Consider the following 20,701-nt stretch of genomic DNA (forward strand, 5'->3'; position numbering starts at 1 on the left):
TAGGGGCTGTGACCGCACCTTCCGCCCATGCCGAGCAGCCCGTCGGTGACGGGCGCGCCACGCGCTGGCACGGGCACAAGGCCCGCCGCCGCGCGGAGATGATCGATGCCGCCGTCGAGGTGATCGAACAGCACGGCGTGGAGATCTCGGTGCAGCTCATCGCCGAACACCTCGCGCTGCCGCGCCCGGTGGTCTACCGCCACATCGGCGGCCGCGCCGAACTCGACGCGCTGGCCCGCAGGCGCATCCTGGAACTGCTGCTCGCCGAACTGCTGCCCGCGCTGCAACCCACCGGCACGCTCAAGGACGCCGCGCGCGGTGCCATCGGCACCTACCTGGACTGGATCGAACTACACCCGAACCTGCACCGCTTCCTGGGGGAGGCGCCGCAGGAGGGCGGGGCGAGCCTGTCCGGCGCCGGTCGCGAGGTGGGTGGTCAGCTGGCCGACATGTTCGCCGCCACCCTGGCCCGCTTCGGGATCGACCCGGCCCGGGCCCGGCCGATGGCCTTCGGCATGGTCGGGCTCGTCGACGGCGTGGTGGCCAGCTGGCGCGCCGAGCCGGAACCGGTCCTTGGCGCCGAGCAGATCCAGGGCATCCTCACCGAATCGGTGCTGTCGCTGTTCGAGGGCAATGCCCGCAGCCTCGGGGTGCCGCTGCAGCGCGACTCGCTGGTCGCCGATCTGCTGGTGGCCCCCGACGCCGCGCCGCCGCCCGCGGACCGCCTGCGCTGATCAGCCCCGCGGGGCCAGCAGGCGATAGCTCCGGTGCCACAGCCACTCCACCGGACCGCGCTCGAAGCGGCGCAGCCACAGGTGGGCGAGGACGCTGATCGCGAGGACGACGACCACGTAGATCGCGATCGTGAACGGCACCCGCGCGTCGGCGGACACCCGCGCGGCGAGGCCGAGACCCCAGCCGTAGCACAGCATTCCGGCGATCAGGTTCTGCAGGATGTAGCAGCTCAGCGCGGTGCGGCCGACCTCGCTCAGCCGGGCGCCCGCGAACCCCAGGCGCGGCCTGCGCAGGTAGTAGGCCGCCACCGCGGCGAGAATACCCAGCGAGACCAGCGGCGCGGTGCCGTAGCGGGTGAACAGCACCAGATCGCCGTGTAGGAAGCCACCGACGACGAAGTCCACCGGTGCCGCGACACCGAACCCGACGATCATGAGCCACCGGCGGATTCGCGCGCCCTCGGGCCGGAAGACTCCGGCGCGGAAGAGCCGGGCGCCGAGCAGGAACAGGGCCACCGACATCGGCAGGATGAAGATCGCCTCCACCCGGAACGTGAGCGCGTGGTCGAGCCGGAACAGCACCAGATCCCAGAACGAACCGTCCGCGTAGGGATTCGGGTCCAGCGTGGACGGGGCGCGGTCGTCGCCGCCGGGTTCCAGGGCCAGGGCCACGGCGAGGAGAGTGAGCAGGGTGAGATGGATCGATGCCGCGACGATCACCCAGCGCCGCTGCGCCCGTTCGCTCGTGGCCAGCAGGTAGGCCACGATCAGGCCGGTGACCGCGTAACCCATGAGCACGTCGAATTCCGCGACGAGCAGGAAGTTCAGCAGGCCGTCGAGGAACAGCAGGGCCGCCCGCCACGGGTACCCGCCCGGCCAGCGCCTGCCCACCCGCTGGGCCGAACTCTGCTGGATGGCCAGCCCGATCCCGAACATCACCGTGAGCAGGCCGAGGAACTTGCCCTGCACGAGCTGCTGCAACAGCCGCTGCGACCACATCCAGCCGTTCTCTGCGGCCGCGCCCAGTCCGTCGATATAGCCGACGAGCCCGGCCGGGTCGGTGAAGATCCAGACATTGGTGCCGAGGGTGCCCAGAATGGCGATGCCGCGCAGCACGTCCAGGGCGATCAACCGCCCCGGTCGCGGCCGGTCCGCCGGGGCGAGCTGCTGCAGGGTTTCGCTCATGGACCGAGTATCTCGGCGCCCGCCGCCCCGGCGGATCGCCCGCGAGGACCACCCCGGGTCATCCCAGTGGTGGACCCCCGGGTCGACCCCGCTGCGCCGGAACCGCTTCCACGCGGGTGCGCGCGGTGGGCTGAGCTGGGACGGGAGGGGCGCTCGGAGCGAGATGCGAGTGTGGGCCGGGCGCGTCGCCTAGGCTCGACAGCATGCAGCGCATCATCGGAATCGAGGTCGAGTACGGCATCTCGACCCCCACGGAGCCGACGGCCAACCCGATCCTCACCTCCACCCAGGCCGTGCTCGCCTACGCGGCCGCCGAAGGGGTGCCGCGAGCCAAGCGGACCCGCTGGGACTACGAGGTGGAATCCCCGCTGCGTGACGCGCGTGGTTTCGACCTGAGCCGGATGAGCGGACCCGCTCCCGTGATCGACGCCGACGAGGTCGGCGCGGCCAACATGATCCTCACCAATGGCGCCCGGCTCTACGTCGACCACGCCCACCCGGAGTACTCCGCGCCCGAGGTCGTCGACCCGCTCGACGCCGTCATCTGGGACAAGGCGGGCGAGCGGGTGATGGAGGCCGCCGCGCGGCACGCCTCGAGCGTGCCCGGCGCCCCGCGCCTGCAGCTGTACAAGAACAACGTCGACGGCAAGGGCGCCTCCTACGGCACCCACGAGAACTACCTGATGAGCCGCGACACCCCGTTCAGCCACATTATCGCGGGCCTGACCCCGTTCTTCGTCTCCCGGCAGGTCATCTGTGGGTCCGGCCGGGTCGGCATCGGCCAGTCCGGCGACCACGCGGGCTTCCAGCTGTCCCAGCGCGCCGACTACATCGAGGTCGAGGTCGGTCTGGAGACCACGCTCAAGCGCGGCATCATCAACACCCGCGACGAGCCGCACGCCGACGCCGACAAGTACCGGCGCCTGCACGTGATCATCGGCGACGCCAACCTGGCCGAGATGTCGACCTACCTCAAGGTCGGCACCACCGCCCTGGTGCTGGACCTGATCGAGGCGGGCGAGGACCTGTCGGAGTTCCAGCTGGCCCGCCCGGTCACCGCCGTGCACCAGATCAGCCACGACCCGAGCCTGCGCGCCACCGTGGCGCTGGCCGACGGCCGCGAGCTGACCGGCCTTGCGCTGCAACGGCTCTACCACGAGCGCGTCGCCAAGTTCATCGACCGCGAGGGCAACGACGACCCGCGCGTGCGCGACATCGTCGACAACTGGGCGATGGTCCTCGACCTGCTCGAGCGCGACCCGATGGACTGCGCCAACCTGCTGGACTGGCCCGCCAAGCTGCGCCTGCTCGAGGGCATGCGCAGCCGCGAGGGCCTGGGCTGGGCCGCGCCCAAGCTGCACCTGATGGACCTGCAGTACTCGGACGTGCGTCTGGACAAGGGTCTTTACAACCGTCTGGTTGCCCGTGGCTCGATGAAGCGCCTGGTCAGCGAGCAGCAGGTGCTCGACGCCATGACCAAGCCGCCGACCGACACCCGCGCCTACTTCCGCGGCGAGTGCCTGCGCCGGTTCGGTGCCGATATCGCCGCCGCCAGTTGGGATTCGGTGATCTTCGATCTCGGCGGCGATTCGCTGGTCCGCATCCCCACCCTGGAGCCGCGCCGCGGGACGAAAGCCCACGTCGGCAAGCTGCTCGACGCCGCGGAATCGGCCGCCGAACTCGTCGAACAGCTCACCCACTGAGGCGATTCCCGGCACGAGACAGCGACAATCCGATCGCTAATAGACCACCTTGTCGGATCCGCTCGGTAGGGTTGAGGAACTGGCACGAACATCGTGATGAGGAAGAGGAGGTCGGCGGCCATGGCACAAGAGCAGACCAAGCGCGCCGGGGGTGGCGACGAGGACGAGGGCCCCGAGGGCGTCGACGCGGCCGGGCAGGAGCGCCGCGAGAAGCTGGCGGAGGAGACCGACGACCTGCTCGACGAGATCGATGACGTGCTCGAGGAGAACGCCGAGGACTTCGTGCGGGCCTACGTGCAGAAGGGCGGCCAGTGACCTCAGGTGATCCGTTGCGCCTCCACGCGGGGCAGGCTCTCTCCTCGTTCACCGAACACCTGCGGATGCATGCACCGGACCTGTTGCCCAGCAACAGGTTCGCTGCTTCCGAGCTGACCGCGGCCGCGGATTTCGCGCCGCACGGCACGACGATCGTCGCGGTCAGCTACCGGGGCGGCGTGCTGATCGCCGGTGATCGCCGCGCCACCCAGGGCAACCTGGTGGCCTCGCGCGACATGGAGAAGGTCTACATCACCGACACCTTCTCCGCCGCGGGCATCGCGGGCACGGCCGGGCTGGCCGTGGAGATGGTGCGGTTGTTCGCGGTGGAGCTGGAGTACTACGAGAAGATCGAAGGCGTGTCGCTGACCTTCGACGGCAAGGCCAACAAGCTGTCGAAGATGGTCCGCGACAATCTGCCCGCGGCCATGCAGGGGCTGGCGGTGGTGCCGCTGATCGTCGGCTTCGACGACCAGGTCACCGACCCGGACAAGGCGGGCCGGATCGTGTCGTTCGACGTGGTGGGATCGCGCAGTGAGGAGCGCTTCGGCTACACCGCCGTCGGCTCCGGCTCGATGTTCGCCAAGTCCTCGCTGAAGAAGACCTACCAGGCCGGTCTCGACCAGGAACGGGCCCTGCGGATCGCGGTCGAGTCGCTGGTGGACGCCGCCGACGACGACACCGCCACCGGTGGGCCCGACCCGCTGCGCGGGATCTATCCGACGGTGATGCTGATCGATGCCGACGGTGCGGTCGAGGTGGCCGAGGATCGGCTCGCCGCGGTCGCCACGGCGATCGCGGTCGACCGGGCGGCCGCACAGAACGGGGGTGCCAGCGCATGACGCTGCCTTACTACGCGTCCGCCGAGCAGATCATGCGCGACAAGACCGAGCTCGCCCGCAAGGGCATCGGCCGGGGTCGCAGCGTCGTGGTGCTGGTGTACGACAAGGGCGTGCTGTTCGTCGCGGAGAATCCGTCGGCGACGCTGCACAAGATCAGCGAGCTCTACGACCGCATCGGGTTCGCGGCCGTGGGCAAGTACAACGAGTTCGAGGCGCTGCGCCGCGGCGGCATCCTGCAGGCCGATCTCAAGGGCTACCAGTACGACCGGCGCGATGTCACCGGCCGGAGCCTGGCCAACCTGTACGCGCAGAGCCTCGGCTCGATCTTCACCGATCAGCTCAAGCCCTACGAGGTGGAGCTGTGTGTGGCCGAGGTGGGCTATCCGGAGCAGTCGCCGACCTCGGTGCTGTACCGGATCACCTTCGACGGCTCGATCGTCGACGAGCGCGAGTACGTCGTGATGGGTGGCACCACCGAGCCCATCGTGACCGCGCTGAAGTCCGCCTACAAGCCGGGATTGTCGCTGGACGCGGCGCTGAAGGTGGCGATCGGTGCCCTGCAGGCCGGTCAGCCCGAGGCCGACAAGGACAAGCGCACGCTGGGTGGTGCCTCGCTCGAGGTGGCCACACTCGAGCAGGCGCGGCCGCGGCGTGCCTTCCGCAGGCTGCAGGGCCCGGCCCTGGAGAAGGCACTGGGCAGTGCGCCGAAGGCGAAAGCCGTGAAAGAGGCGAAGCTGCCCGAACCCGAGGACGACGCGGGGAAATAGCCCCGCCGTCATGATCGTGCCGGGCCCGCGAACCGACCGTGGTTCGCGGGCCCGTTCTCGTGCGCCCGACCGGGCGTGACGCTGTCCGAATCGTTGTGAACACGTATGCAGATGGGTTGTCCGGAGCGCCGCGCGGGCACTGCTCATGGCTGTAGTGTCGATGGTGTGCAGCGACGAATCATGGGGATCGAGACCGAGTTCGGTGTGACATGCACCTTCCACGGTCACCGTCGGCTGTCCCCCGACGAGGTAGCCCGGTACCTGTTCCGCCGGGTGGTGTCCTGGGGCCGTAGCTCTAATGTCTTCCTTCGCAACGGTGCCAGGTTGTACCTCGACGTCGGATCACATCCCGAGTACGCGACCGCGGAATGCGACAGCCTGGTGCAGCTGGTCACCCACGACCGGGCCGGTGAGCGGGTCCTCGAAGACCTGCTGATCGACGCCGAGCAGCGCCTGGCCGAAGAGGGTATCGGCGGCGATATCTACCTGTTCAAGAACAACACCGACTCCGCGGGCAACTCCTACGGCTGCCACGAGAACTTCCTCGTGGTGCGGGCGGGCGAGTTCTCCCGGATCTCGGACGTGTTGCTCCCGTTCCTGGTCACCCGCCAGCTCATCTGCGGTGCGGGCAAGGTGTTGCAGACGCCCAAGGCGGCCACGTTCTGCCTCTCGCAGCGCGCCGAGCACATCTGGGAGGGCGTCTCCTCGGCGACCACCCGCTCACGCCCGATCATCAACACCCGCGACGAGCCGCACGCCGACGCCGAGAAGTACCGGCGCCTGCACGTGATCGTCGGCGACTCCAACATGGCCGAGCCGACCACCATGCTCAAGGTGGGCACCGCCTCGCTGGTGCTGGAGATGATCGAGGCGGGCGTCTCGTTCCGCGACTTCGCCCTGGACAACCCGATCCGGGCGATCCGCGAGGTGAGCCACGATCTGACCGGCCGTCGCCCGGTCCGGCTGGCCGGTGGCCGCCAGGCCAGCGCGCTCGAGATCCAGCGCGAGTACTACGCCCGCGCCGTCGAGCACCTGCGCAATCGCGACCGCGATCCGCAGGTCGACGCGGTGGTGGATCTGTGGGGCCGCACCCTCGACGCGGTCGAGGCACAGGACTTCGCCAAGGTCGATACCGAGATCGACTGGGTGATCAAGCGCAAGCTGTTCCAGCGCTACCAGGACCGCTACAGCATGGAGCTCTCCGATCCCAAGATCGCCCAGCTGGACCTGGCCTACCACGACATCAAGCGCGGTCGCGGCGTGTTCGACCTGCTCCAGCGCAAGGGTCTGGCCAAGCGGATCACCGAGGACGAGGCCGTCGACGCCGCGGTGGAGACCCCGCCGCAGACCACGCGCGCCAAGCTGCGCGGTGACTTCATCACCGCCGCCCAGGAAGCGGGCCGGGACTTCACGGTCGACTGGGTGCATCTGAAGTTGAACGATCAAGCGCAACGCACGGTGTTGTGCAAGGATCCGTTCCGGTCGGTCGACGAGCGGGTCGACCGGCTGATCGCCTCGATGTAGGCGAACCCCCGAGACGGGGGGATGTCGACGGGACCGGTGGCGCGAGGGAGCGATTGCGTAGGCGCCACCGGTCCCGTCGTGCGTCCGGACCGGCCGGTCAGCCGGTGGCGACGCTCGCATAGGTGGCGCGCAGACCGGCGATGAACGAGGTCAACGCCAGCTCGAAGCTGTCGTCGTCGATCTCGTCGGCCACCGCGCGCAGCAGGTGCGCCTGGTTGAGGTGCGGATAGCGGTCGCGGTAGACCTGCACGTCATCGGCGAAACCGCCCGCGAACGAGCCGACCGTGGCGCCCATCACCAGGTAGCGGGTGGCCGCGCCGATCATGGTCGCGTAGCGCGGTGGCCAGCCCGCGCCCACCAGCCCGCCGTGTACGGCGTCGGCCGCGCGCAGGTTCTCCGCGCGACGGCCGGGGCCCGCGGCGAGGTAGGGCACGAAGTTGGGGTGGGCGACCAGCGCCGCGCGGTAGCTGCGCGCCCAGGCGGCCAGGCCGTCGTCCCAGGCCAGGGTGTCGAAGGCCGAGGTGTCGACGTGGCTCATGATGCCCGCCGCGATGTCGTCGAAGAGGTCGTCCTTGTTCGGGTAGTGGCCGTAGAGCGAGGCGGCCCGCACGCCCAGTTCGGCGGCCAGCTTGCGCATGGAGACCTCGGCCAGGCCGTCCCGGTCGATCAGGGTGAGCGCGGTGTCGCGGATGCGCTCGCGGCTCAACAGCGGTACGCGCGGCCTCACCATGCGCCACTCCTCGTCTGCTCCGGGGTCGGGTCGGAACGCTATCACCGATCGCCGACCTGGCTCTTGCGTAACCGAACGGCGTTAGGTTACGGTGCTGCCGATAAAACTAACACTGTTCGGTTCAGGAGTCGGCCCCGATGGATCTCGCGCTCAGCCCCGCCCACCACGACCTGCGTGAACTCGCCCGCACCTGGGTGGACAAGGAGGTCGTGCCGTACGCCACGGAGTGGGACCGGGCCGAATCGGTCGACCCGGCGATCGTCGGCAAACTCGGTGCGCTGGGCTTCCTCGGCATCGGGATCGACGAGGAGTACGGCGGCTCCGGCGGGGACGCGCTGGCCTACTGCCTGCTGCTGGAAGAGCTCGGGCGGGGCGACAGCGCGGTGCGCGGCATCGTCTCGGTGTCGCTGGGGCTGGTCGGCAAGTCGATCGCGGCCTACGGGACCGAGGAGCAGAAGCGCCGCTTCCTGCCGCCGCTGTGCGCGGGCGAGCAGCTCGGCTGCTTCGCGCTCACCGAGCCGGGCACCGGCTCCGACGCGGCGAACCTGATCACCCGCGCCACCCGGGATGGATCGGACTGGGTCATCGACGGCACCAAGATCTTCATCACCAACGGCACCTGGGCGCGGGTCGCGCTGGTGTTCGCGCGCACCGGCGGGCCGGGGCCCAAGGGCGTGACCGCCTTCCTGGTCCCGACCGACGCGCCGGGATTCGGCCGCACCGAGATCAAGGGCAAGCTCGGCCTGCGCGGCCAGGCCACCGCCGAACTCGTGCTCGACGGGGTGCGGGTGCCGGACGCGCTGCGCCTCGGCGCCGAGGGCGAGGGCTTCCGGATCGCCATGGCCGCCCTGGACAAGGGACGGATGGGCGTGGCCGCGGGATGCGTCGGGGTGGCGCGGGCGTGCCTCGAGGCCGCGGTGCGGTACGCGGGGGAGCGCGAGCAGTTCGGCAAGCCCATCGCGGGGTATCAGCTGGTGCAGGAGCTGCTCGCCGATATCGCGGTGGAAACCGAGGCGGCCCGGCTGCTGGCCTGGCGCGCGGCCGATCTGGTCGATCGGGGGGAGCCGTTCGGCACCGCGGCCTCGATGGCCAAGCTGTTCGCCTCCGAGACCGCGGTCAAGGCCGCCGACAACGCGATCCAGGTGTTCGGCGGCTACGGCTACATCGACGAGTACCCCGTCGCCAAGTACCTGCGCGACGCGCGCGTGCTGACGCTCTACGAGGGCACCACCCAGATCCAGAAACTGCTCATCGGCCGCGCCCTCACCGGCGTGAACGCCATCGTCTGACCATCAGGAGTTCGAATCATGACCCGTAGAACCGCCTTCGTCACCGGCGCCGCACGCGGCATCGGCGCCGCGACCGCGGCCCGGCTGGCCGCCGACGGCTGTGCCGTCGCCGTGGTCGACCTCGACGCCGCCGCGGCCGTGCTCGCCGCCGGGAAGATCAATGCCGCCGGTGGCACCGCGATCGGGCTCGGCTGCGATGTCGCCGACGAGGCGGCCGTCACCGCCGCGGTGGAGCGGACTGTGGCCGAGCTCGGCTCGCTGGATGTGCTGGTGAACAACGCGGGCGTGCTGCGCGACAACCTGCTGTACAAGATGTCGGTCGAGGACTGGGACACCGTCATGGCCGTGCACCTGCGCGGGGCGTTCCTGTGCGGTAAGGCCGCCCAGAAGCACATGGTCGACAACGGCGGCGGCGTCATCGTGAACACCTCGAGCGTGTCGGCGCTGGGCAATCGCGGACAGGCCAACTACGCCGCCGCCAAGGCGGGCATCCAGGGCCTGACCCGCACCCTCGCCATGGAACTGGGCCCGTTCGGCATCCGCGTCAACGCGGTCGCGCCCGGCTTCATCGCCACCGAGATGACCGCGGCCACCGCCGCCCGGATCGGGGTGAGCGCCGAGGAACTCCAGGCGAAGACCGCCGCGGTCACACCGCTGCGCCGGGTCGGTACCCCCGAGGACATCGCGAACGTGGTCGCGTTCCTGGCCTCGGCGGACGCGGCGTTCGTCACCGGCCAGACCGTGTACGTCGACGGCGGACGCCGGCTCTAGATTTCGAGGAGATCAGCATGCAGCGCACAGTTTTCACCGACGAGCACGAGGCCTTCCGCGAGACCGTCCGCGCCTTCGTCGAACAGCAGGTGGTGCCCGTGTACGACCAGTGGTACGAGGCGGGCATCGTGCCGCGCGCGTTCTACCGGTCGCTGGCCGAGCTGGGCGTCTTCGGCATCGAGGTGCCCGAGGAGTACGGCGGCGCCGGGGTCGACTCCTACAAGTTCCAGGCGATCCTCATCGAGGAAACCGCCAGGGCCGGGGTGTCTTTCGGCGGTTCCAGCGTGCACGTGGGCCTGTGCCTGCCGTACCTGAAGAACCTCGCCACCGCCGAGCAGAAACGGCGCTGGCTGCCGGGCTTCGTCACCGGCGACATCATGTTCGCCATCGCCATGACCGAACCGGGCACCGGCTCGGACCTGGCGGGGATGCGCACCACCGCCCAGCTGTCCGAGGACGGCACCCACTACCTGCTCAACGGCGCCAAGACCTTCATCACCGGCGGTGTCCAGGCCGATCGCGTGATCGTGTGCGCCCGCACCGCCGCGCCGACGGAATCCGATCGGCGCCACGGCATCTCGCTGTTCGTGGTCGACACCACGTCGCCGGGTTATGCCGTCGGCCGCAAGCTCGACAAGCTGGGACTGAAGGTCTCCGACACCGCTGAACTCTCCTTCACCGATGTCCGCGTGCCGGTCGGCGACCTGCTCGGCGAGGCCCATCAGGGCTTCCGCTACCTGGGCCAGAACCTGCCGCAGGAACGGCTGTCCATCGCCGTCGGCGCCTACGCCCAGGCCAGGGCCGCCATCCGGTTCGCCCTCGACTACACCACGGGCCGTACGGTCTTCGGGCAGCCGGTGGCGCACTTCCAGAACACCAAGTTCGAACTGGCCGCCTGCCGGGCCGAGACCGACGCCGCCGAGGCGGTGGTCGACCGTGCGCTCGAGGCCCTCGACCGCGGCGAACTGACCCCCGCCGACGCGGCCTCGGCCAAACTGTTCTGCACCGAGGTCGCCTCGCGGGTCATCGACCGCTGCCTGCAACTGCACGGCGGCTACGGCTACATCACCGAATACCCGGTGGCCCGCCTCTACGCCGACAACCGGGTCAACCGCATCTACGGCGGCACCAGCGAGGTGATGAAGATGATCATCGCCAAGGACATGGGCCTGTGACGGGCGTGGCCGCCCTGTTCGACGGCGCGTGACTGCCCGGTGACCACTACGGTGAGCAGATCGTGGCCGTCGTCGTGCCCGACGGTGAACGCGACCCCGCGCCGACGTTTCGGAGGAATGGAATGACCACGGACTTCGCTGATTTCGACGCCCTGCGCGCCGCCGCCGGGACGGAACTCGGGCCGAGCGACTGGATCACGATCGACCAGGAACGCATCGACCGGTTCGCCGAGGCGACCGGCGATCACCAGTGGATCCACGTCGACCCGGCGCGGGCGGCGGCGGGTCCGTACGGCACCACCATCGCGCACGGCTTCCTCACCGTGTCGCTGATCGTGCCGATCACCCAGCAGATCATGACCGTCAGCGCGGCGAGCGCGGCGATCAACTACGGGCTCGACAAGGTCCGGTTCCTCACTCCGGTCCCGGTGGGTTCGCGGATTCGCGGGCGGCTGCTGTTGACCGAGGTCACCGAGGTGCCGGGCGGCGTGCAGGCGCACCGGCGGGTGACCGTGGAACTCGACGGCGCCGAGCGGCCCGCCTGCGTGGCCGACGCGATCGCGCGTTTTCTGCGCTGAGCCGCGGCGGCGCCGGTGCACAACCGTGCGCCGACGCGCCGCCGCGCTGGCCCGACCATTACCCTCTATCGGGTGGCGATATCCAAGGTCGAGCGGCTGATGAATCTGGTCATCGCGCTGCTGTCGACCCGGCAGTTCCTGAGCGCGGAGCGCATTCGCGCCAGCGTGGCCGGTTACGAGGACTCCGCGACCGACGAGGCGTTCAGCCGGATGTTCGAGCGCGACAAGAACGAACTGCGCGATCTGGGCATTCCGCTGGAAGTCGGTCCGGTCGGGCGGTTCTCGACGCTCGAGGGGTACCGGATCAACCGGGACGCCTACGAGCTGCCCGACATCGACCTGTCCAGCGAGGAGGCCGCCGCCGTCGCGGTCGCCGTGCAGATGTGGGCCTCACCGGAACTGGCGAGCGCGGCCGAGGGCGCGCTGCTCAAACTCCGCGCGGCCGGGGTCACCGTGGAGACCGACAATGTCGGCGTCTCGGTGCCCGCGGTGCCCGCGCGGACCCGCGGCTCGGAACCGGTGCTGCGCGCCCTGCTCGCCGCCATCGACGCCGGGCGGGCGGTGCGCTTCGGCCACCACAGCGCCGTCACCGACCCGTTCGTCACCCGCGATGTGGAGCCGTGGGGCGTGGTGACCCGGCACGGCCGCTGGTACCTGGTCGGCCACGACCGCGAGCGTGACGCCGTGCGCACGTTCCGGATCTCGCGCATCGGCGGCGAGGTGACGCCGTACGGCCCCGACAACGCCGTGCGTAAGCCCGAGCACACCGACCTGCGCGCCATCGTCGACCGGGTCACCGGGGACGCGCCGGTCACCGGCACGGCGACGGTGTGGGTCGCCAAGGGCCGCGGCCGGGAACTGCGCCGCATCGGCACCGAGCGCGAGACCCGCGATCTGGGCGGCAGGCCCGGCTCGGTGCTCGACGTCCCGGTGCGCTCGCGCGACTGGGTGGCCCGGCTGATCACCGGCCTCGGCCCCGATGTCCTCGTGCTGGAACCGCCGGAACTGCGCGCCGACGTGATGAACCGGCTACGGTCGGTACTCGACCACACGGAGGTGACGTCGTGAGTTCGCGCCTGTCCCTGCGCCTTTCCCGTCTGCTGAACATGGTGCCGTACCTGCTCGCGCACCCCGGCATCAGCGCGGCCGAGGCCGCCGCGGAACTCGGCGTGACCACCAAACAGCTGATGAGCGACCTCAATCAGCTGTGGATGTGCGGCCTGCCCGGGTACGGGCCCGGTGACCTGATCGACCTGTCGTTCTCCGAGGAGAGCATCGAGGTCACCTTCTCCGCGGGCATCGAACGCCCGCTGCGGCTGACCTCCACCGAGGCCACCGCGTTGCTGGTGGCGCTGCGCTCGATCGTGGAGATGCCCGGCATGGTCGACCCCACCGCCGCGCACGCCGCCATCGCCAAGATCGAATCGGCCATCGCCAGCAGTGATGCCGTGGTCGCGGGCAAACCGGCCATGGCGCCGGTCGAGCAGCCGGTGGTGGCGACCGTGCGGGCCGCGCTCGCCGATGCCCGCGCGCTGCGGCTGGTCTACTACTCGGCCAGCCGCGACGAGGTGTCCGAACGCATCGTCGACCCGATCCGGGTCGTGCTCGTCGACAACAACAGCTACCTGCAGGCCTGGTGCCGCCAGGCCGAGGGCGTGCGGCTGTTCCGTTTCGACCGCATCGAAGACGCCACCGAACTCGGCGAACCGGCCCGCCCGCCCAGCCACGCCGCCGCCGACGCGGCCGCCCTGGATCTGTTCCAGGACGACCCCGACGTGCCGCTGGCCCGCCTGCGCATCCGCGCGGACTATGCCTGGGTGCTCGACCAGTACCCGATGCACCGCATCGAATCCCGCCCCGACGGCAGCATCGAGGCGGGCATGCGCTTCGCATCGGTGGACTGGATGGCGCGATTACTCCTGGGCTTCGGGACCGGCGTCCGGGTGCTCGGGCCACCGGAGCTGGTCGCGGCGGTGCGTGATCGCGCCGACGCCGCCCTGGCCGCCTACGCGGCCGCGGGACTGTCAGGGGAGACCGAACCGGCGTGAACCAGCGAGTACTCGTCCTCGGCGCGGGCAGCGTCGGGGTCTACATCGGCGGTCATCTGGCCGCCGCGGGCATGGAAGTGATCTTCGTCGGCCGCCAGCGCGTCCTCGACGACATCGCCGAACACGGCCTGCGCCTGACCGACCTCGACGGCGGCAGCATCGAGGTCGCCCCGGACCGCTTCGGGCTGGCCCTGGCCCCCGACGAACCGGAGAAGGCGGATCTGGTGCTGGTCACCGTGAAATCCGCGGCCACCGCCGCCGCGGTGCGCGCGGTCGCCGGGCGGCTGCGCCCGGGCACTCCGGTGGTGAGCCTGCAGAACGGCATCGGCAACGACACCCTGATCCGCGAGATCCTGCCCACCAGCCTGGTGATGGCGGGCATGGTCATGTTCAACGTGGTGCACCGCGACCAGGGTCGGTTCCACCGGGCCAGCGACGGCATCGTGGCCATCCAGGACGATCCGGTGGTCGACCGCTTCGCCGAGCAGTTCCGCGCCGCGGGCGTGCCGCTGCGCCGCTACCGCGACCTGCGCCCGGTGCAGTGGGCCAAGCTGCTGCTCAATCTCAACAACCCGATCAACGCGCTGTCGGGCAAGCCGCTGCGCGAGGAACTCGGCGAGCGCGACTACCGGCGCTGCCTGGCACTGGCCCAGTCCGAAGCGCTCGCGGTGATGAACACTGCGCGAATTCGGCCCGCCCGGCTGACCCCGGTACCGCCCGAGCTGATGGTGCGGTTGCTGGGCGTGCCCGACCCCGTCTTCCGCCGGGTCTTCGGGCGGGTGCTGGCCATCGACCCGCTCGCGCGCTCGTCGATGGCCGACGATCTGGCCCTGGGCAGGCGCACCGAAATCGCGTGGTTGTGCGGGGAAATCGTGCGGCTCGGCGAGATGGTCGGGCACCCGACACCGGTGAACCGGCGGCTCACCGAACTCATCCGGGTCGCCGAGTCCGGGGACCCGCGCCGCTTCGGCGGCAGCCGCCTGCTGGCCGAGCTGACCGCGGCCGTCGCCACCGCGCGGGGTTGAATTCGTGGCGAACACCGCTGCGGCTGAGCGTCCGCCCCTCTCGTGGCACGGGTAGCATCGGTAATCACCACAGTCTTTGGAGGTATCTGATAATGGGCACGTTCAGCTGGACGCACCTGCTGATCATCGCGTTGCTGTTCGTCCTGCTCTTCGGCGCGAAGCGGCTTCCGGACGCGGCGCGTGGTCTGGGCCGCTCGCTGCGCATCTTCAAGAGCGAGGTCGGGCAGATGCAGTCGGAGTCGACCACCCCGGCGGCGCAGTCCGCCGCCCCGGCCGCGCCGCAGCAGCTGCCCGCGTCCGCACCGCAGGCACAGGCGCCGGTCGCCGACCCGCAGCAGGGCCACAAGACGCTCTGACCTCGGTGTTCTCCCCGGGGTGGCGTCGACCGCTCCGGGGTTGAGTGCTGTGTCGCCGCATCCGCCGAGTCGAGGGTTAGAGGCCACCACCCACCATGCGCATTCCGTTCGATCCCCGGCGCAGCAAGCGCAGGACGAATCCCGACGGCACCATGTCGTTGGTCGAGCACCTGCAGGAACTGCGCACCCGGTTGCTGCTGGCCCTGGCCGCGATCACCGTCACCACGCTGCTCGGCTTCTTCTGGTACGCGCACTCCTTCCTCGGCATCGAGAGCCTGGGCGAGATCCTGCGCGGCCCGTACTGTGCGCTGCCGGAGTCGGCCCGGGCGAGCCTGAGCCCCGACGGCGCCTGCCGCTTGCTGGCGACCGCGCCGTTCGAGCAGTTCATGCTGCGGTTGAAGGTCGGCTTCACCGCCGGTGTGGTGCTGGCCGCGCCGTTCTGGCTGTACCAGCTGTGGGCGTTCATCACCCCGGGCCTGCACCCCAAGGAACGCAAGTACGCGGTGGGTTTCGTGGTGTCGGGCACGGTGCTGTTCGCGGCGGGCGCGGTGCTGGCCTACCTGGTCGTCTCGCACGCGTTGTCGTTCCTGCTCACCATCGGTGACAACGTCCAGATCACCGCGCTCAGCGGTAGCGAGTACTTCGGTCTGATCATCCAGCTGCTGATCATCTTCGGTGTGAGCTTCGAGACACCGCTGGTGATCATCGGGCTCAACCTGGTCGGCGTGCTGCCCTACATCAAGCTCAAGGCGTGGCGGCGCGGCATCATCTTCGGCCTGTTCGTCTTCGCGGCGATCGTGACCCCGCAGGATCCGTTCTCGATGCTGGCGCTGGCGATCGCGCTGACCATCCTGTTCGAGTTCGCCGTGCAGTTCGCCCGGATCAACGACGCGCGCCGGGCCCGCCGGGCGGGCAGCGCGGAGTGGGGCACGCTCTCCGATGAGGAGGCCTCGCCCCTGGGCACCCCCGATCCGGTGGCGCCCGCGCAGCCGGTGGACGACCCGCAGAAAACCCCGCGCCCGGTGTCGGACTACTCCGATACGCTCTGACGGGTGACCGATTCTCCCGCGCGGGCCAACGAGTTGGCGCAGTTCGCCAGCGAAATCTCCTTCGAACTGGACCCGTTCCAGCGGACCGCGTGCGCGGCCCTGGAAGACGGGCACAGCGTGCTCGTCTGCGCCCCGACCGGTGCGGGCAAGACCATCGTCGGCGAGTTCGCAGTGCACATGGCGCTGGCCACCGGCGGCAAATGCTTCTACACCACCCCGATCAAGGCGCTGTCGAACCAGAAGTTCGCCGACCTGACCGCCCGCCACGGGCGCGACACCGTCGGCCTGCTCACCGGCGACCAGTCGATCAACCCCGACGCTCCCGTGGTCGTGATGACCACCGAGGTGCTGCGCAATATGCTCTACGCCTCCTCCGACGCGCTGCACGGGCTGTCCTACGTCGTCATGGACGAGGTGCACTACCTGGCCGACCGGTTCCGCGGCGCGGTCTGGGAGGAAGTCATCCTGCACCTGCCGCCGGACGTGCGCCTGGTGAGCCTGTCGGCCACGGTGTCCAACGCCGAGGAGTTCGGCGCCTGGATGGAGACCGTGCGCGGCGACACCGCCGTGGTGGTCGACGAGACCCGGCCGGTGCCGCTGTGGCAGCACGTCATGGTCGGGCGGCGGATGTTCGACCTGTTCGACACCAAGTCCAGCGACCAGAAGGTGCTCGTCGACGAGGACCTGGTGCGCTTCATCAAGCAGCGTGAGGCCGCCGACCGGATGCAGGGCTACGGCGGGCCGCGCGGCCGCGGCGGCCGGGGCGGTTTCCGGCCGCTGCCGCGCCCGGAGGTGCTGGCCCGGCTCGACGACGAAGGCCTGCTGCCCGCGATCACCTTCATCTTCAGCCGCGCGGGCTGCGACGGCGCGCTCGCCCAGTGCCTGCGCGCCCGGCTGGACCTGAGCAGGCCCGGCGACGCCGAGCGGATCGACGAGATCATCGAGAAGCACACCGGCGACCTGCCCAAGGGCGATCTCGAGGTGCTCGGCTACTGGGAGTGGCGCGAGGCGCTGCACCGCGGCCTGGCCGCCCACCACGCCGGGATGCTGCCCGCCTTCCGGCACACCGTCGAGGAACTGTTCGTGCAGGGGCTGGTGCGGGCGGTGTTCGCCACCGAGACCCTGGCGCTGGGCATCAACATGCCCGCGCGCACCGTGGTGCTCGAGCGGCTGGTGAAGTTCAACGGCGAATCGCACGCGGAACTCACCCCGGGCGAGTACACCCAGCTCACCGGGCGCGCCGGGCGGCGCGGTATCGACGTCGAGGGTCACGCGGTGGTGCTGTGGCAGCCCGAGGTCGACACCAGCGCGGTCGCCGGTCTGGCTTCCACCCGCACCTACCCGCTGCGTAGCTCGTTCCGGCCGGGCTACAACATGTCGATCAACCTGATCGACCGGATGGGCGCCCAGGAGGCCAGGGCCCTGCTCGAGCGTTCCTTCGCGCAGTTCCAGGCCGACCGGTCCGTCGTCGGGCTGGTGCGCGGCATCGAGCGCAATCAGGGCGCGATGCGCAAGCTGGAGAGCCAGCTCGGCGGGGTCGACGGCGGGTTCATGGAGTACCTGTCGCTGCGCGAGCGGATCAAGCAGCGCGAACGCGAGATCCAGCAGCAGGGCCGGGCCGACCGGCGCGGTGCCGCGGTCAAGGCGCTGATCGAGCTGCGCCGCGGCGATGTGGTGGCCATTCCGTCGGGCAAGCGGGCCGGGCTGGCGGTGATCCTGGAACCGGATCAGACCCCCGGTGACCCGCGCCCGCTGGTGCTCACCGAGGACCACTGGGCCGGGCGGGTCTCGGCCGCGGACTTCCCGGTCCCGGCCGAGGCGCTCGGGCACATGCGCCTGCCGCGCCGGGTCGACCACCGCACCGCGCGCATCCGCCGCGACCTGGCCTCCGCGCTGCGCGGCACCGGCATCTCCGCGCCGGGCAGGCGCAGGCGCAACGACCGCGTCCGCGGCGGCGAGGACCGCGAACTGTCGACCCTGCGCCGCAGCCTGCGCTCGCATCCCGCGCACACCAGGCCCGACCGCGAACAGCTCAGCCGGATCGGCGAGCGGTACAGCAGGCTCGCCCGCGAGACCGAGACGATGCGCCAGAAGGTTGCCGCGACGACGAATTCGCTCGCCCGCACCTTCGACCGGATCGTCGGGCTGCTCGAGGAGCGCGGCTTCGTCGCGCACGGCGAGGTCACCGCCGAGGGCAGGCGGCTGGCGCGGATCTACGCGGAGAGCGATCTGGTGGTCGCCGAGAGCCTGCGTCAGGGGCTGTGGCGGGGGCTCGGCCCGGCCGAGCTGGCCGCGGTGGTCTCCACCCTGGTCTACGAATCCCGCTCGGAGAACGGCTACCTCACGGCCGCGGGCCCCACCGAGCCGATCCGCCGCGCGATCGGCGCCACCATCGGGGTGTGGACCGAGCTGCGCTCCGACGAGGCCCGGCACAAACTGCCGCCCACCCGCGAGCCGGATCTGGGCTTCGTCACCGGGGTGTACAAGTGGGCACGCGGGGACGCATTGGCCGAGGCGTTGCTGGCCAGCGGCGACCAGGGCAATCCGCTCTCGGCGGGCGATTTCGTGCGCTGGTGCAGGCAGGTCATCGACCTGCTCGACCAGATCCACAACACCGCCGACGATCCGGAGATCGCGGCCACCGCGGCCAAGGCCGTGCGCGCGGTCCGGCGGGGTGTCGTCGCGGTGGACGCCGCGTGATCTGGACGTCTGTGATTTGATTTCCTGGCGTACCGAGGGAGTGATCCGCGGTACGGCCAGGACACATCGGGGAAGGCGGGCGGGGGTGGCTGGGTTCGAGATTCCCGAGGGCTGGACCGCGCGAGCGTATCGCTATGCGCTCGACCCCACCCAGCGCCGGTCCGAGCGGTCCTACGGAATGGTCGAGACCGAACTGACGCCATCGTTGAACTGGTCGCTGGCGGGGCTGCGCAAGGAGTGGAACTCCCGCAAACACGAGGTCGCACCGTGGTGGCCGGAGAACTCGAAAGCGGCCTACAACACCGGCTTGGACGCGTTGGCCCGCGGGTTGGCTGCGTGGTCGGCATCGAGGAAGGGGCAACGCGCCGGTGCCGTGGCGGGGTTCCCCCGCTTCAAGTCGGTCCGGTCCCGGCGATCGGTACGCTTCACCACCGGGACCATCCGGGTCGAAGAATCACGCCACCATGTCACGCTGCCCAGACTGGGGCGGGTCAGGACGCATGAGTCCACCCGAAAACTGACTCGACGGATCGGCAACGACACCGCCCGGATCCTCTCGGCGACGCTGTCTGAGACGCCATCGAAACGTTGGGCGCGCACCTGGGACCGGATCGGAGCGACGCACGCGCACGCCGCCGCCGTGCGCCGCGATGTACTGCACAAGGCCACCACCGGCCTCGCGCGGCGGCACTCTGTCCTCGTCGTGGAGAGGCTGAACGTCGCCGGGATGTGCGCGAGTGGTGGCGGGTACAAGCGTGGTCTGAACCGGGCGCTGGTGGTGGCCGACCGGATGTTCGAATGTGAACACTGCGGTGTGATGATCGATCGGGATCGAAATGCCGCGATCAACCTCGCCAGACTCGGCGAAACCCCTTGTCCGGGTGAACAGGGTCCCGCCGGCAGTGGGCCGGTGGCAGGACGTGGAGCCATCCGTGAGACCGAGCCCGCGCGAGTGGGCGAGGCCGGGGGCTGTGAAGCGTCAACCCCGCACCGGCGGCAGCCGGGTCAGACGGGGACCGCCTCACCGCAAGGCGAGGCTGCCCGATGGAGAGCACTCACGTTTGCACACCGGACGGCAACGGCTACCGTATGTACAACGATGCGAGTGGAGGCGAGTGGATGAGCGGCCCGTACGGACCGAACGGCCCAGGGGAGGGAAGCAACGATCCCACCCAGCACTGGGGGGGTCAGCAGGGGGCCGGTGGCGCCGGTCCCACGCAGCATTGGGGTGGTGCGGCCCAGCCGCCGCAGCAGCAGCCACAGCAGGCGCAGCCCACCCAGCACTGGGGTGACCCGAACGCACAGCAGCCGCAGCAGCAGTGGGGTCAGCAGCCCCAGCAGCCCGCGCCGCAGCAGCAGTGGGGGCAGCCGCAGCAGCCCCAGCAGCCGACCGGTCCGCAGCAGCAGTGGGGTCAGACCCAGCCGCCGCCGCAGGACTGGAACGCCCAGGCCGCCAACGCCCAGCAGCAGTGGGGGCAGCAGCAGCCGCAGCAGCAGTGGGGCCAGCAGGGCGCGCCGCAGCAGCAGTGGGGGCAGCAGCCCGCGCCGTCCGGTGGCAAGAGCAAGGGCCTGCTGATCGGCCTGATCGTGGCCGGTGTGCTGGTGGTGGCCGCGGTCGTCGGCCTGCTGCTGGTGCTGTTCTCCTCCGACGAGCTCGACAACACGGCCGTGCAGGACGGTGTCGCGAAGGTGCTGAAGGAGTCCTACGGCATCGCCGATGTCTCCGATGTGTCGTGCCCGTCGGGTCAGGCCGTCGAGGTCGACGCGACCTTCACCTGCGACCTGAAGGTCAGCGGTGAGGCCAAGCAGGTCACCGTGAAGATCACCAAGGACGACGGCACCTACGAGGTCGGCCGCCCGAACTAGGCTGTCGCACCGCGCTTTTCCGGGCCGCCCACGTACGCGTGGGC

Annotated in this window: 20 protein-coding genes; 18 read left to right on the forward strand and 2 right to left on the reverse strand. The window is 70.3% G+C overall.

Translation table 11 applies throughout. The features are described from left to right. Positions 1-8: 8 nt before the first annotated feature. A complete protein-coding gene (locus WA675_RS16805; RefSeq protein WP_336085493.1) occupies positions 9-734 on the forward strand; it encodes a TetR/AcrR family transcriptional regulator in 726 nt (241 codons plus the stop codon). Here WA675_RS16805 and WA675_RS16810 read toward each other — a convergent pair whose 3' ends face one another. Next, positions 735-1,919: a DUF418 domain-containing protein gene (locus tag WA675_RS16810; RefSeq protein ID WP_336085495.1), complete on the reverse strand. Its 1,185-nt coding sequence runs from the start codon at positions 1,917-1,919 to the stop codon at positions 735-737. A gap of 203 nt (positions 1,920-2,122) precedes the next feature. Here WA675_RS16810 and dop point away from each other — a divergent pair, with 203 nt between their 5' ends. The 5 genes from dop (at position 2,123) to pafA (ending at position 7,070) form a co-directional block, all read left to right on the forward strand. Further along, positions 2,123-3,622: a depupylase/deamidase Dop gene (dop, locus tag WA675_RS16815; RefSeq protein ID WP_336085496.1), complete on the forward strand. Its 1,500-nt coding sequence runs from the start codon at positions 2,123-2,125 to the stop codon at positions 3,620-3,622. Between the two features lie 120 nt (positions 3,623-3,742). Next, the gene (locus WA675_RS16820) at positions 3,743-3,937 is read left to right on the forward strand and encodes a ubiquitin-like protein Pup (protein ID WP_019047503.1); all 195 of its coding nucleotides are present in this window, start codon (positions 3,743-3,745) and stop codon (positions 3,935-3,937) included. Between the two features lie 65 nt (positions 3,938-4,002). After that, positions 4,003-4,779: a proteasome subunit beta gene (gene prcB, locus WA675_RS16825; protein ID WP_442945643.1), complete on the forward strand. Its 777-nt coding sequence runs from the start codon at positions 4,003-4,005 to the stop codon at positions 4,777-4,779. Further along, positions 4,776-5,546 carry a proteasome subunit alpha gene (gene prcA / locus WA675_RS16830; RefSeq protein ID WP_336085502.1) on the forward strand — a complete coding sequence of 257 codons (771 nt, stop codon included), beginning with the start codon at positions 4,776-4,778 and terminating at the stop codon, positions 5,544-5,546. Before prcB ends, prcA begins: the two co-directional genes overlap by 4 nt. 165 nt (positions 5,547-5,711) lie before the next feature. After that, entirely contained in the window at positions 5,712-7,070 is a 1,359-nt protein-coding gene (gene pafA / locus WA675_RS16835; protein WP_186817494.1) for a Pup--protein ligase, read from the forward strand. 97 nt (positions 7,071-7,167) lie between these two features. On the opposite strand, the gene WA675_RS16840 is transcribed toward pafA, so the two are convergent. Continuing rightward, positions 7,168-7,800: a TetR/AcrR family transcriptional regulator gene (locus tag WA675_RS16840; RefSeq protein ID WP_336085504.1), complete on the reverse strand. Its 633-nt coding sequence runs from the start codon at positions 7,798-7,800 to the stop codon at positions 7,168-7,170. 137 nt (positions 7,801-7,937) lie between these two features. On the opposite strand from WA675_RS16840, the gene WA675_RS16845 reads away from it, so the two are divergent. The 12 genes from WA675_RS16845 (at position 7,938) to WA675_RS16900 (ending at position 20,657) form a co-directional block, all read left to right on the forward strand. Further along, positions 7,938-9,089, forward strand: a complete 1,152-nt coding sequence (locus WA675_RS16845) for an acyl-CoA dehydrogenase family protein (RefSeq protein ID WP_336085505.1) — start codon at positions 7,938-7,940, stop codon at positions 9,087-9,089. 18 nt (positions 9,090-9,107) lie between these two features. Continuing rightward, positions 9,108-9,860: a 3-oxoacyl-ACP reductase FabG gene (fabG, locus tag WA675_RS16850; RefSeq protein WP_442945644.1), complete on the forward strand. Its 753-nt coding sequence runs from the start codon at positions 9,108-9,110 to the stop codon at positions 9,858-9,860. A 17-nt stretch (positions 9,861-9,877) separates the two neighbouring features. Further along, positions 9,878-11,035: an acyl-CoA dehydrogenase family protein gene (locus tag WA675_RS16855; RefSeq protein ID WP_336085506.1), complete on the forward strand. Its 1,158-nt coding sequence runs from the start codon at positions 9,878-9,880 to the stop codon at positions 11,033-11,035. Positions 11,036-11,157: 122 nt separating this feature from the next. Continuing rightward, positions 11,158-11,613 (forward strand): MaoC family dehydratase, encoded by a 456-nt coding sequence (locus WA675_RS16860; protein WP_336085508.1) that lies wholly within the window; start codon positions 11,158-11,160, stop codon positions 11,611-11,613. Between the two features lie 72 nt (positions 11,614-11,685). Beyond that, complete coding sequence (locus WA675_RS16865) at positions 11,686-12,681, forward strand: helix-turn-helix transcriptional regulator (protein WP_336085509.1); 996 nt, start codon at positions 11,686-11,688, stop codon at positions 12,679-12,681. After that, the gene (locus WA675_RS16870; RefSeq protein WP_336085510.1) at positions 12,678-13,661 is read left to right on the forward strand and encodes a helix-turn-helix transcriptional regulator; all 984 of its coding nucleotides are present in this window, start codon (positions 12,678-12,680) and stop codon (positions 13,659-13,661) included. Before WA675_RS16865 ends, WA675_RS16870 begins: the two co-directional genes overlap by 4 nt. Beyond that, positions 13,658-14,686 carry a 2-dehydropantoate 2-reductase gene (locus WA675_RS16875; RefSeq protein WP_336085511.1) on the forward strand — a complete coding sequence of 343 codons (1,029 nt, stop codon included), beginning with the start codon at positions 13,658-13,660 and terminating at the stop codon, positions 14,684-14,686. Before WA675_RS16870 ends, WA675_RS16875 begins: the two co-directional genes overlap by 4 nt. A 92-nt stretch (positions 14,687-14,778) precedes the next feature. Further along, the gene (gene tatA, locus WA675_RS16880) at positions 14,779-15,042 is read left to right on the forward strand and encodes a Sec-independent protein translocase subunit TatA (RefSeq protein WP_336085512.1); all 264 of its coding nucleotides are present in this window, start codon (positions 14,779-14,781) and stop codon (positions 15,040-15,042) included. 95 nt (positions 15,043-15,137) lie between these two features. Beyond that, complete coding sequence (tatC, locus tag WA675_RS16885; RefSeq protein WP_336085513.1) at positions 15,138-16,091, forward strand: twin-arginine translocase subunit TatC; 954 nt, start codon at positions 15,138-15,140, stop codon at positions 16,089-16,091. 3 nt (positions 16,092-16,094) lie between these two features. Beyond that, on the forward strand, positions 16,095-18,791 hold the full coding sequence (locus tag WA675_RS16890; RefSeq protein WP_336085514.1) for a DEAD/DEAH box helicase: 2,697 nt from the start codon (positions 16,095-16,097) through the stop codon (positions 18,789-18,791). An 85-nt stretch (positions 18,792-18,876) separates the two neighbouring features. Further along, positions 18,877-19,914, forward strand: a complete 1,038-nt coding sequence (locus WA675_RS16895) for a zinc ribbon domain-containing protein (protein ID WP_336085515.1) — start codon at positions 18,877-18,879, stop codon at positions 19,912-19,914. Continuing rightward, positions 19,911-20,657: a DUF4333 domain-containing protein gene (locus tag WA675_RS16900; protein ID WP_336085516.1), complete on the forward strand. Its 747-nt coding sequence runs from the start codon at positions 19,911-19,913 to the stop codon at positions 20,655-20,657. Before WA675_RS16895 ends, WA675_RS16900 begins: the two co-directional genes overlap by 4 nt. Positions 20,658-20,701 lie beyond the last annotated feature (44 nt).

Source organism: Nocardia sp. SSK8 (genome assembly GCF_037034205.1).
Classification (GTDB): Bacteria; Actinomycetota; Actinomycetes; order Mycobacteriales; family Mycobacteriaceae; genus Nocardia.